Source organism: Leptolyngbya sp. PCC 6406 (assembly GCF_000332095.2).
Classification (GTDB): Bacteria; Cyanobacteriota; Cyanobacteriia; order Phormidesmidales; family Phormidesmidaceae; genus PCC-6406.
Map to the genome: position 1 here is coordinate 376,234 of NZ_KI913949.1, position 12,414 is coordinate 388,647.

At 57.9% G+C, this 12,414-nt stretch carries 11 protein-coding genes; 5 read left to right on the forward strand and 6 right to left on the reverse strand.

What is annotated here, in order from left to right; genetic code table 11:
• A partial coding sequence (locus LEP6406_RS26240) for a type I restriction endonuclease subunit R (protein WP_071992185.1) occupies nt 1-2,966 on the forward strand: 2,966 nt, incomplete at its 5' end.
• A gap of 10 nt (nt 2,967-2,976) precedes the next feature.
• On the opposite strand, the gene LEP6406_RS0201795 is transcribed toward LEP6406_RS26240, so the two are convergent.
• The gene (locus LEP6406_RS0201795; RefSeq protein WP_008316764.1) at nt 2,977-4,605 is read right to left on the reverse strand and encodes an alpha-D-glucose phosphate-specific phosphoglucomutase; all 1,629 of its coding nucleotides are present in this window, start codon (nt 4,603-4,605) and stop codon (nt 2,977-2,979) included.
• 304 nt (nt 4,606-4,909) lie between these two features.
• Between LEP6406_RS0201795 and LEP6406_RS0201800 the strand changes: the two genes are divergently transcribed.
• A complete protein-coding gene (locus LEP6406_RS0201800; RefSeq protein WP_008316762.1) occupies nt 4,910-5,110 on the forward strand; it encodes a glutamine synthetase inactivation factor IF7A in 201 nt (66 codons plus the stop codon).
• 103 nt (nt 5,111-5,213) lie between these two features.
• Here the strand turns inward: LEP6406_RS0201800 and LEP6406_RS34615 are convergent, their stop codons facing one another.
• The 4 genes from LEP6406_RS34615 to pdxA form a co-directional block, all read right to left on the reverse strand.
• Nucleotides 5,214-5,465 carry a transposase gene (locus LEP6406_RS34615; protein WP_008310999.1) on the reverse strand — a complete coding sequence of 84 codons (252 nt, stop codon included), beginning with the start codon at nt 5,463-5,465 and terminating at the stop codon, nt 5,214-5,216.
• A complete protein-coding gene (locus LEP6406_RS34620; RefSeq protein WP_027268749.1) occupies nt 5,441-5,818 on the reverse strand; it encodes a transposase in 378 nt (125 codons plus the stop codon). Before LEP6406_RS34620 ends, LEP6406_RS34615 begins: the two co-directional genes overlap by 25 nt.
• Before the next feature lie 17 nt (nt 5,819-5,835).
• Nucleotides 5,836-6,414, reverse strand: coding sequence for a helix-turn-helix domain-containing protein (locus LEP6406_RS0201815; protein ID WP_027268720.1), 579 nt, complete (start codon nt 6,412-6,414; stop codon nt 5,836-5,838).
• A 180-nt stretch (nt 6,415-6,594) separates the two neighbouring features.
• The gene (gene pdxA, locus LEP6406_RS0201820; RefSeq protein ID WP_008316662.1) at nt 6,595-7,614 is read right to left on the reverse strand and encodes a 4-hydroxythreonine-4-phosphate dehydrogenase PdxA; all 1,020 of its coding nucleotides are present in this window, start codon (nt 7,612-7,614) and stop codon (nt 6,595-6,597) included.
• 252 nt (nt 7,615-7,866) lie between these two features.
• Between pdxA and hemH the strand changes: the two genes are divergently transcribed.
• The 3 genes from hemH (at nt 7,867) to mgtE (LEP6406_RS0201835) (ending at nt 12,248) form a co-directional block, all read left to right on the forward strand.
• The gene (gene hemH / locus LEP6406_RS0201825; RefSeq protein ID WP_008316660.1) at nt 7,867-9,030 is read left to right on the forward strand and encodes a ferrochelatase; all 1,164 of its coding nucleotides are present in this window, start codon (nt 7,867-7,869) and stop codon (nt 9,028-9,030) included.
• Nucleotides 9,031-9,203: 173 nt separating this feature from the next.
• Nucleotides 9,204-10,601 (forward strand): magnesium transporter, encoded by a 1,398-nt coding sequence (gene mgtE, locus LEP6406_RS0201830; RefSeq protein ID WP_008316658.1) that lies wholly within the window; start codon nt 9,204-9,206, stop codon nt 10,599-10,601.
• 240 nt (nt 10,602-10,841) lie between these two features.
• On the forward strand, nt 10,842-12,248 hold the full coding sequence (gene mgtE, locus LEP6406_RS0201835; RefSeq protein ID WP_008316656.1) for a magnesium transporter: 1,407 nt from the start codon (nt 10,842-10,844) through the stop codon (nt 12,246-12,248).
• Here mgtE (LEP6406_RS0201835) and LEP6406_RS33990 read toward each other — a convergent pair.
• The coding region (locus LEP6406_RS33990; protein ID WP_263971118.1) for a hypothetical protein at nt 12,216-12,414 on the reverse strand (199 nt) is incomplete at its 5' end. The genes mgtE (LEP6406_RS0201835) and LEP6406_RS33990 overlap by 33 nt on opposite strands.

Consider the following 12,414-nt stretch of genomic DNA (forward strand, 5'->3'; position numbering starts at 1 on the left):
CCGACCCCGCCCCCAGCCACCAGCAACTCCAGACCCTCGCCGCGCAACTGACTCAGGCAGAAGACCTGAAACGCCTTGCCGAAGACCGCGCCCGCCAAACCGAAGCCGAACTGGCCCAGGCCAAAGCCGAACGGGATGCCCTGATTGCCCAAAACCAACCCCAAACCGACCACCACGACTACAACGAAGCCGCCACCCGCCGCCACCTGATCGACCTGCACCTGCGGGAAGCCGGATGGAACCCCCAGCAACCCGGCACCACCGAAGTCGAAGTAGACGGGATGCCCAGCCCCAGCGGCAAAGGCCGCGTCGATTACGTCCTCTGGGGCGACGACGGCAAACCCCTCGCCCTCGTGGAAGCCAAACGGGCCACCGCCGACCCCGCCCAAGGCAAACACCAGGGCAAACTCTACGCCGATTGCCTGGAGCAGCGCTATCACCAGCGCCCCGTCATCTTCTACACCAACGGCTACGACACCTGGATTTGGGACGATCGCCGCTATCCCCCCCGCCCCATCCAAGGCTTCTTGAAAAAAGACGAGCTAGAGCGGCTGATCTTTCGCCGCCACCAGCGCAAACGGCTGCACCTGATCAGCATTAGCGATGCCATCGTCGATCGCAGCTACCAGCAAGAAGCCATTCGCCGCCTTGCCGACGGCTTCGACCAGCGCAACACCCGCAAAGCCCTACTGGTGATGGCCACCGGGACGGGGAAGACAAGAACCGCGATCGCACTTATCGATCTCCTCATGCGGGCCAACTGGGTCAACCGCGTTCTGTTCCTAGCCGACCGCAACGCCCTGGTGATCCAAGCCTTCAAAGCCTTCCAGAAAAACCTGCCCCAGGTCACCACCGTAGACCTGACCAAAAACAAAGCCGACCTAGCCGGGGCCAAAGTGGTACTGTCCACCTACCCCACCATGCTCAACGCCATCAATCGCGGCCTAGGGCAGTCCACCCTGTCCTGGTTTGGCCCCGGCACCTTTGACCTGGTGCTAGTGGACGAAGCCCACCGCTCCATTTACCAAAAATACGGTGCCCTGTTCGACTACTTCGACAGCTTGCTCGTGGGCCTCACCGCCACCCCCCGCAACGAAGTAGACCGCGACACCTACCGCATCTTTGACCTAGAGCAGGGCGTCCCCACCTTTGCCTACGAACTCAACGACGCCGTCAGCGATGGCTACCTAGTACCCCCACGCGGCATCTCCGCTGGGTTCAAATTCATGCGCTCCGGCGTTCGCTACGACGACCTCAGCCCCGACGAACAGACCGAATACGAAGCCAAATTCCGCGACGACGATACCGACGAGCTGCCCCGTCAAATCGACGCCAACGCTCTGAACCGCTGGCTCTTCAACACCAACACCGTAGACCAAGCCCTAGAACTGCTGATGGAATTGGGCCTCAAGGTGGAGGGGGGCGATCGCCTGGGCAAAACCATCATCTTTGCCCGCAGCCATCAACACGCCGCCTTCATTCTGGAGCGATTCGATGCCAACTATCCCCAGTACAAAGGCCAGTTTGCCCAAATCATTGACAGCCACGATGCCTACGCCCAAAACCTCCTAGAGCAGTTCAGCGACCCCGCTAAACAGCCCACCATCGCCATTTCCGTCGATATGCTCGACACCGGGGTAGACGTGCCGGAAGTGGTGAACCTGGTGTTCTTTAAGCCCGTCTTCTCCCGCGTCAAATTCAACCAGATGATTGGGCGCGGTACCCGCCTGTGCCTAGATCTGTTCGGCCCCGGTGTCCACAAAACCCACTTCCTCGTCTTTGACCTGTGCGGCAATCTGGAGTACTTCTGCCAGGAACTAGAAGAAGCCAACCAAGCCCCCCGCCCCAGCCTCACCACCCGCCTCGTGCGCCAACGGCTGGAGCTGGTGGCCCTGCTCAACCAGCCCGAAAGCGACCTGCACCAATCCCTACTGGATAGTCTGCACCAGCACGTCGCCACCCTGCCCCCAGAGAACTTCCTGGTGCGCCGCCACCTGCGCCAGGTAGAGGCATTTGCCCAGCGGGAGCGGTGGAATACCCTCACCGACGCAGACCGTGACGCGATCGCGGCTCACCTCGCCCCCCTGCCCAACGGCCTGCCCAGCGAAAACGTCCTGGCCAAACGCTTTGACCTGCTGTGTCTGAAGGTGCAGATTGCCCTCCTCAACGCCGACCCCGCCTTTCTGCACCTGCGGGACCAGATCCGCGCCACCGCCGCCCCCCTGCTGAGCGCGGAAAAGCGCAACATTCCTATGATTCAGCCCCACCTGCCCCTGATCGAAGCACTTCAGACCGAGGACTGGTGGACCGATGTCACCCCCGATTTGGTGGAAGAGGTGCGCCGTAAGCTGCGTCAACTCGTGCCCTTTGTAGACCGGGACCAGCAGCAGCCCGTCTACACCCACTTTGCCGACGAGATGCACCTATTGCAGGAGGCGGAGGTCCCCACCTACTCCACCGGCTTCAGCCGCTACCAGTATGAACAGCAGGTGAAAGCCTTCATCCGCAGCCAAGAAAGCCATGTAGCGATCGCCAAGCTGAAGCGCAACCTACCCCTCACCGACACCGACCTCACCGCCCTGGAGGAAATGCTATTCCAGGCCAAGGCGGTGGAAAGCCGCGATCGCTTTGAAGCCGTCTTCGGCACCGACAAAAGCCTGAAGCGCTTCATCCGGGAAATTGTCGGCCTCGACCGCACCGCCGCCAAAGCCGCCTTTTCCCGTTATTTAGAGGGGGAAACCCTAGGGGCGAACCAGATCCGCTTCATTGAGCAAATCATCGACCTGCTCACCCAACAGGGCATCATGGATCCTGGCCAACTCTACGAAGAACCCTTCACCGGCTTCCATGAGGAGGGGGTAGAAGGGCTGTTTGAGAACGACGATGTGGACGGCCTGATCGCCATCGTGTCAGCCTTCAACGCCACCGTCGATGCCGACTTCTCCCCCGAACAGGCCAGCGCCTAATCTGGGTGAGTTATGTAATGACCGTAGGGGTGGTGCGTCCAGTTTTAGCGGTGATTTGGGCTAAACTATCCGCCAGTTGAATCAGGTCGCCCAAGGCGACTTGGGGGTCTTGGTCATGCTTGCTGCTATCCGCCTCGTAACTTTCCAGATAGACCCGCAGGGTGGCCCCTTGGGTGCCGGTACCGGATAGGCGAAAGACAATGCGGGAGCCATCTTGGAAGCCAATACGAACGCCCTGCTGGCTGGCAACGCTGCCGTCTACCGGGTCGGTGTAGCTGAAGTCATCACTGTAGCCGACGGTATAGGCCCCGAAGGTTTGTCCTGGGAGGGTGCTCAGTTGTCCCCGCAGGGTGGTGATCAGGTCATGGGCGCGATCGCTATCGACCCCTTCGTAGTCATGGCGGGAGTAGACATTGCGGCCATAGGTGGCCCAATGTTCTTTAACGATGGTTTCCACAGACTGCTGGCGAACCGCCAGGATATTGAGCCAAAACAGCACCGCCCAGAGGCCATCTTTTTCTCGCACATGGTTAGAGCCAGTGCCGAAGCTTTCTTCGCCGCAGAGGGTGATCTTGCCGGCATCCAGGAGATTGCCAAAAAACTTCCAGCCGGTGGGGGTTTCGTAGCAGTCGATGCCCAGCTTCTCGGCGACGCGATCAGGAGCTTGGCTGGTGGGCATGGATCGGGCAATCCCGGCTAAGCCCTGGCGATAACCGGGAACTAAAGTGGCGTTGGCGGCGAGGATTGCCAAGCTATCGCTGGGGGTGACAAAGAAATTGCGCCCCAGGATCATGTTGCGATCGCCATCCCCATCGGAGGCGGCTCCAAAGTCTGGGGCATTGTCTCCAAACATGATCTTGACGAGATCCTTGGCGTAGACCAAGTTGGGGTCGGGATGACCGCCGCCGAAGTCCTCTAGGGGAATGCCATTTTGCACCGTGCCCGCTGGGGCATTCAGTCGCCGCTCAAAAATTGCTGTGGCGTAGGGACCAGTGACTGCATGGAGGGGGTCAATGCAAATGCGGAAGTCTCCTCGGGTCAGGAACTGCTGAATCTGGTCAAAGTCAAATAGGGACTCCATCAGGGCGGCGTAGTCGGTGACGGAATCCACCACTTCAACGCGGGTGTTGCCTAGGGTACTGGGGCCGATGCGGTCTAGATCCACATCGCTGGCCTCTAGAATCTTGTATTCATCAATGACCTTGCTGCGCTCGAAGATGGCACTGGTCACTTTTTCTGGGGCGGGGCCACCGTTGCTGGTGTTGTATTTGATGCCAAAGTCGCCATCGGGGCCACCGGGGTTGTGGCTGGCGGAAAGGATGATGCCGCCGAAGGCTTGATATTTACGGATAATACCGGATACTGCTGGGGTGGAGAGGATGCCCCCCTGGCCCACGAGAATGCGGCCAAAGCCATTGGCGGCGGCCATTTTGAGAATGATTTGAATGGCTTCGCGGTTGTAATAGCGGCCATCACCCCCTACCACTAGGGTTTGCCCTTGGTAACCCTCTAGGCTGTCGAAGATGGCCTGAACAAAGTTCTGCAAATAGTGGGGCTGCTGGAAGGTGGTCACCTGCTTGCGGAGGCCGGAGGTGCCGGGTTTTTGGTCTGAAAAGGGCTGGGTGAGAACCGTTTGCACTGTGTATATCGCTCCTGTATCGCAATGGGGCGGGGCAGCCCACGCCCTAACGGCGTGTGGCCACATCCTAAACCCACGTTAACTTTAGGCTCCTTTTCATCTTTTCATCTTCTGAGGAGTGGCGACGGCCTCAGACCCTACTTTCAGTCTGGGTTGACGCCTGCAATTCTTTAAGGAACATAAAGAATTGCAGCTTTAAGTTGGCTACAACACTTTCTGTAGCTTCTGATACAGAATTCCTTGCTACCTTAATTAGAGGACGCACCAGTCGTCCCCCACGCACCCAGTTTTGGAGGATCTCGACATGTCTGCATCTGATCAAGCCCGAGCCCTTATGAGCCGCCACCATCATCTCGTCAAGCAGCGGCAGCAATCCATGTTGGGCCGTACCAATGAGGAAGTCGGGATGCCCGCAGAGGCGGCGGACTACTGGAATCCGATTCAAGGTAAGCCCAGTGCCTCTGCCCAGAGCAGCTACGATCGCAGTCGGTCTTCCCTGAGCTAAGTTTTTGCCTGTCTCAGCAAACTCCATAGGTACAACGGTGCTCGTCTCTTCGGAGACGGGCATTTTTTTGTCTAGTACTGCTTGGCGGAAGTGGCCAAGGCATTTATGCGACCAAGGGCTTACCCGTGTAGTTCCACTTGAAGGGCTTAGCCATGGTGCGATTGAAGTAATCGACAAACGCTAAAATCTTCGCCTTGAGTTGGGCTTGACTGGTAAAACTCGAACGTCGGAGTAGCTTACGTACCAGGATGGAGAACCAAAGCTCAATTTGATTGAGCCAGGAGCAATGCTTGGGGGTGAAGTGAACGACCAGTCGATGGCTGGGGTCGCTCAAGAACGCCGCTCGGGTCGCCATAGACAGGAGAATGCCCGTCTTCCCTTTCTGCCCAGATGAATCGGTTTTTCCTCGCGTTCCGCCACCAGTCGGACGAGAGATTCCGATTGATGAGTGTTGAGGCAATCCATGACCAGATGAATCTTGGAGGCATCTGGAACTTGGGCCAGTAAGGCTCTGAGGTGACTCTCGAGGTCTTGCTCGGTGCGGGTGTCTCCCACGGTGGCCTGATCCACCTGTCCGGTAGCGACATTGAATGAGGCAATCAGGGTTTGAGTGCCATGGCGAATATACTCAAACTCAATGCGGGTACAGCGTCCCGGCTTCATGGCGATGTCAGGCATCGTCCGTTCCAGAGCCTGGATTCCCGTCATCTCATCCAGGCTGAAGGTCAGCTCGCCGTGTTCGGCACGAGTGGCAGCCTGTTCGTAGACCTGGCAAATGTCTTTGACTTTGTCCTCGAAGTTAGGGTCGGGGGGGGGGAGAGCCAGTAACGGCTCTGGTGGGGTTTGAGGTCAGCCTCGGCCAACAGTCGGCCCACATGACGGGGACTGATACTCTCGACAATTCCCTGCTTGCTCAGTTCATCGGCCAGTTCTCCAGGGGTCCAATGACTGATGGGGCGGCCATACTGCTCGGGCGGTGCACAAGCTAGGGCATAGAGTTGCGTGATTTGTTCGAGGCTAAAGGTAGCCGGAGCCCCGGGACGAGGGACATCCTGTAGGCGCTCTTCCACAGCGACCTGTTGTTGACTCAACTCCAGCCAACGCCCCCGCCAGCGGCGACTCATCTCTTTGCTGACCCCCAAGTCTCGGGCGATTTCGCCATGGCCTTTGCCCTCATCAGCTGTGAGGATAATCTTGGCGCGCAAAGCGAGCTGCTGTGACGTCCGCTGACGTCGAATCAATTGCTCTAAGTCGCTCCGCTCCGTTTCGCTCAAAGTGAGCCTGGCGGCAGTCAGTCTAGCCATTGTAGAAAAGTCCTCTTTACCCTACCTCTCAATGGTAAGGTCATTTCAGCCACCCAGTACTAGTTTTCTGGGGAGCCAGATCGCTAGGGGATTGGCACAAATAGCGGTTCTCACTCGGGTTAAGTACAGGCAAGGGGCTTAAGCCCCTTGTTCGCCGAAGTGTAGGGAACCTTGGACCGCCTAAGCATGGCGTTGGGTGACGAGGTCGATGGCCAACGCGATCGCACTAACCATGCTGTCGGCTTGGGCGATGTCCTGTCCGGCGATGTTGAAGGCGGTGCCGTGGTCAGGGGAGGTGCGGACAAAGGGGAGTCCCAGGGTGGTATTCACGGCTAGGTCAAAGGCCATGAGTTTTACTGGGATTAGCCCTTGGTCGTGGTAGAGGGCTAGATAGGCATCGTAGGGGCTGGCGCTGGGGTCGCGGTACCATGCTTGCCCCGCCCCCACCCAGAGGGTATCAGGGGGAACTGGCCCGGTTAGGGTGGCCTGGGGGTGGTGCGATCGCATGTCTTCTAGCCAGGGGATTAGCCAATCCTGCTCTTCGCGGCCCAACTGACCTGCCTCGCCACTGTGGGGATTGAGTCCCGCGATCGCAACTCGGGGATGATCTAGGCCAAAATCCTGATGGAGAGAGGCCAGCAGCAGGTCCAGCTTACGGGTCATTACCTCGGGGGTGAGAGCCGTGGGTACCTGGGCTAGGGGAATGTGGGTGGTGGCCAAGAGGGTTCGGAGCTGCCAGCCGGTATGGGGAGATCGGGCCACAAAGGCCATGGCAAAGCGATCCACCCCCGCCGCCTCTGCCAGCACCTCCGTTTGACCGGGATAGTGGTGTCCCGCCGCGTGCCACACCGATTTCGCAATAGGCCCCGTCACAATGCCATCAAATTCCCCTGTGAGACAACCTGCGATCGCACCTTGAAGCCAAGCAAAGCTAGCTTTGCCACTGAGGCGACTGGGCTGCCCCAATACCAGTCCATCTAGAGAAATGGCATCCTCTGACTGCACCGTAAGATCCCCCATCCTGACCGGGTCCACCCTAGTCAGCCCAGAGGCCGTCAGCTCCAGCACCCGCCGATCCCCAAAGAGGGTAATGTCGGCCTGGGCTTCCCAGTCCTCTTGAGCCAAAGCTTTGAGCACCACCTCGGGACCAATCCCCGCCGGATCGCCGAGGGTGAGGGCCAATCGGGGCTTAAGGGTCATGGTTACTACTCCAGTGGGGCAAGGGTGGAACTATGGTGGAGAAGATCAGCACAGGGCATCCATGCCCGGAGAGCATCCCTGGTTTAGAATAGGAAGACTTTATGAAGGATTTCATCCCCTAAAGGCATGGATGCGGAACCTATTTCCCCCCCAATCCTGCCAGGAAAGCGTGGGCTGGGCTACTGCCTTTATTGCAACCAATTGTTACGATAAACGTTAATAATCTTAGAAATCTTAGGAACTGCGAACGACATGGGCCGTGTAGGGGTTTTATTGCTGAATTTAGGGGGGCCAGAACAACTTGAAGATGTTCAGCCCTTCCTATTCAATCTATTTGCGGATCCAGAGATTATCCGTCTACCGGTGCCCTGGTTGCAAAAACCCCTGGCCTGGTTTATTTCCACCAGTCGTGTCCGCAAATCCCAGGAAAACTATAGCCAAATTGGTGGTGGCTCTCCCCTGCGACGCATCACGGAAGAGCAAGGGGGAGCCCTCAAGGAAAGCTTGCAGCGGAGCGGTCAAGAGGCCGAAATCTATATTGGGATGCGCTATTGGTATCCCTTTACTGAAGAGGCCGTTGCCCGCATCAAGCGGGATGGGATTGAGGAACTGGTGGTGTTACCCCTGTACCCTCAATTTTCCATCAGCACCAGTGGCTCCAGTTTCCGGCTCTTAGAAAAGCTATGGCATGAGGATCCCGCCCTAGAGCGGATTCGCTATACCATTATCCCCTCTTGGTATGCTCGACCGGGCTACATCCGGGCCATGGCTGACCTCATTGCTCAGGAGTTAGATGCCCTACCGGATCCCAACCAGGGTCACATTTTTTTCAGTGCCCACGGGGTTCCTGTGAGCTATGTAGAGGAGGCAGGGGATCCCTACCAGCGGGAGATCGAGCACTGTGTAGAGCTGATTGTGGCGGCCCTCAACCGCCCCAACCAGCACACTCTGGCCTACCAGAGTCGGGTCGGCCCTGTGGAGTGGCTGCAACCCTACACGGAGGATGCGATCGCATCCCTGGCAGAACAGGGGGTACAGTCTCTAGTGGTGGTACCCATCAGCTTTGTCTCGGAGCACATTGAGACGCTGCAAGAGATTGACATCGAATATCGGGAAGTGGCGGAGGAAGCTGGGATCCACAGCTTTCGGCGAGTACCTGCTCTGAATACCCACCCCGGTTTCATTGATGACATGGCCGCCATGGTGACGGAGGCCCTTGCCGCCCCCCAGCAGTGCTTTTCCGATGTTGTGCAGCCCCAAAAGCGCTTCAAAATGTATCCCCAGGAACGTTCTGCTTGGGGGCTCACCCCCTTTGCCGAGGTGTGGAATGGACGGTTGGCCATGCTAGGCTTTCTGGCCCTGTTGCTAGAACTGGTGAGTGGCCATGGACCCCTGCATTTTGTCGGTCTCCTCTAGGGCCGACTCTGTACACCCATCTTGGCCCTCAGCCGCTAGATCCTCCAAACGGCCAGATTCTCCAGGCGGCAGGCCATAGAAAATCTCCCCTGGACGCGGTTTGGAAATTTTTTCGGTTCTCTGAAGGGCAAGCGCCCATTAAACTAGGGATGCCCTCCCGTATGTAGGCGCTTGTGAGCGATCAGAGTCTTCCCACCACTGCTATCCTCCCTCGGCAAGAGCTACGGGAGCTGGTGCGATCGCAACTCCAAGGACTCCTAGAACAAGATAATTTCAAGGGGGCGAAGGCACTACTCGTACCCGTCCAGCCTGCGGATATTGCCGAAGCCATTGAAGGGCTACCGGAGGCGATGCAGGCCATTGCCTTTCGGCTGCTGTCGAAGGATGAAGCGATCGCGGTATACGAAAACCTCGACTCCAGTGTTCAGCAAACCCTAATTGAAGACTTCAAGCGCCAGGACGTGCAGGACATTGTTGATAAAATGTCCCCCGACGACCGGGTTAGGCTGTTTGAAGAACTCCCCGCCAAAATTGTCCGCCAACTCCTGACTCAGCTCAGCCCCCAGGAACGGGAGGCGACGGCGCTGCTGCTGGGGTACGAAGCAGGTACCGCCGGACGCATCATGACGCCGGAGTACATTGCCCTCAAGGAAGGGTGGACCATTGTTCGGGCTCTGGAACATATTCGCCACCGGGCCGATGTCAGCGAAACCGTCTATTACCTGTTCGTCACCGATGTCGCCCGCCGCCTGACAGGCATTCTCTCCCTGCGCCACCTAGTCATGGGGCAGCCGGAGCAGACCATTGGTGAGATCATGACCCGAGAGGTGGTCTCGGTCCAGACCGACACAGACCAGGAGGAGGTAGCCCAACTGATCCAGCGCTACGACTTCCTGGCGGTGCCGGTGGTAGACACGGAACAACGTCTAGTCGGCATTATCACGGTGGATGACGTGATTGATGTCCTAGAAGAGGAGGCCACCGAGGATATCTACACCCTAGGGGGGGTGCAGTCGGGGGGTGACAATTATTTTCAAACCAATCTGCTGACGGTGGCCCGCAAGCGGGTGATGTGGCTCTCGGTGCTCTTGGTGACCAATACTGCCACCACCTGGGTAATCCGCAGTCAGGAGGCAATCTTGGAGCAGGTGGTGGTTCTCGCCGCCTTTATTCCCCTGTTGATCGGCACTGGGGGAAATGTGGGAGCCCAGTCTTCTACGGTGGTGATTCGGGGTCTCAACACCAATGAGCTAGAGACCAAAGGGGCGTTTAACGTGATTTGCCGGGAGGCGATTGCCGGGGCTTTCCTGGGGATCATGCTGGGGGTGGTGGTGACGGGCTGGGCCTATCTGCTCCAGGGGGATCTAGGGGTGGCGATCACCGTGGGCATCAGCCTAGTCGCGATCGCAATTCTCGCCTCTACAGCAGGAGCAGCCCTGCCCTTTCTTTTTAGCGCCATTGGCTTTGACCCGGCCCTGATGTCGGCCCCCTTTATCACGACGGTAGTGGATGTCCTGGGGGTGTTGATCTATTTGAACTTAGCCCGACATACTTTGAATATTGGGCCTTGATGGGAGGGGGGTGTGGGGGATGTGACAGGTTGTAGGTGACAGGAATTTTAAGTTTTGAATTTTGAATTGAATTTCCCGGTAGGGGCGCGGTTTCCGCGCCCAATGCAGGATGTCGCCGTAGGGGCGCGGTTTCCGCGCCCAATGCAGCAGGCCACCATTTGTTAGGGTGGGCATTGGCCAGCATTTGGGCAAATGTTGTTCAGAAATCATCTATATCAGAAATCATCTATATAAAGATCTATGACTGAGCAGAGCTTTCCATTAGCCGCCGCCGTCGCGCCCCTATCCCGTCAAGAGTTGCGGGAGTTGGTGCGATCGCAACTCAAAGCTCTCCTAGATCAGGAAAATTTCCAAGGGGCGAAGGCATTACTGGTCCCCGTGCAGCCTGCCGATATCGCCGAGGCCATTGAAGGGCTACCGGAGGCGATGCAAGCGATTGCCTTTCGGCTGTTGTCGAAGGACGAAGCGATCGCGGTGTACGAAAACCTCGACTCCAGCGTTCAGCAAACCCTAATCGAAGACTTTAAACGTCAGGACGTAAAGGACATCGTTGATAAGATGTCCCCCGATGATCGGGCGCGGCTGTTTGAAGAACTGCCCGCCAAGGTTGTGCGACGACTCCTGGCAGATCTGAGTCCTGAGGAACGGGAGGCTACCGCCCTGCTTCTGGGCTACCGGGCGGGAACGGCGGGGCGGATCATGACCCCAGAATACGTCCGGCTGCGGGAGAACTGGACCCAGGCCCAGGCTCTGGACCATATCCGCAACCGCGCCGCCATCAGTGAAACCGTCTACTACCTCTTTGTCACCGACGAAGCCCGTCGCCTGACGGGTATTCTCTCCCTGCGGCAGTTGGTCATGGGGGAGTCAGAGCAAACCATCGGTGAAATCATGACCCGAGAGGTGGTCTCGGTCCAGACCGACATGGACCAAGAGGAAGTGGCCCAACTGATCCAGCGCTACGACTTCCTGGCGGTGCCGGTGGTGGATACAGAACAGCGGCTAGTCGGCATCATCACCGTGGATGACGTGATTGATGTCCTAGAAGAGGAGGCCACCGAAGATATCTACACCCTAGGGGGGGTGCAGTCGGGGGGCGACAATTATTTTCAAACCAATCTGCTGGCGGTGGCCCGCAAGCGCGTAGTGTGGCTCTCGGTGCTCCTGGTGACCAATACCGCCACCACCTGGGTAATCCGCAGTCAGGAGGCGATCTTGGAGCAGGTCGTGGTGTTGGCGGCCTTCATTCCCCTGTTGATCGACAGTGGGGGCAATGTGGGAGCCCAGTCCTCTACGGTGGTGATTCGGGGAATCAACACCAGCGACCTGGATATGAAACGGGCCTTTAATGTGATCCAGCGAGAAGCGATCGCAGGGGCTTTCCTGGGGATCATGCTAGGAGCCTTGGTGACGGTCTGGGCCTATCTGCTCCAGGGCAGTTGGGAGGTATCGATCATTGTGGGTCTAAGTTTAGTCGCCATTTCCATCCTGGCCTCCACCGCCGGGGCGGCACTCCCCCTCCTTTTCAGTGTCCTAGGGTTTGACCCGGCCTTGATGTCGGCTCCCTTTATCACCACGATTGTTGATGTATTAGGAGTCCTGATCTATCTCAATCTAGCCCGCCATATTCTCGCCCTCAATTCTTGAGTGCACATCCCGCAGGTTGGGGAAGGAAGTGCGGTCAGGGACTTGCAGGAAAATAATGCCCCATTTGTAGGGAGTGGGGGAGTGGGGGAGTGGGGGAGTGATGGGGTGATGGGGTGATGGGGTGATGGGGTGATGGGGTGATGGGGTGATGGGGTGATGGGGTGAT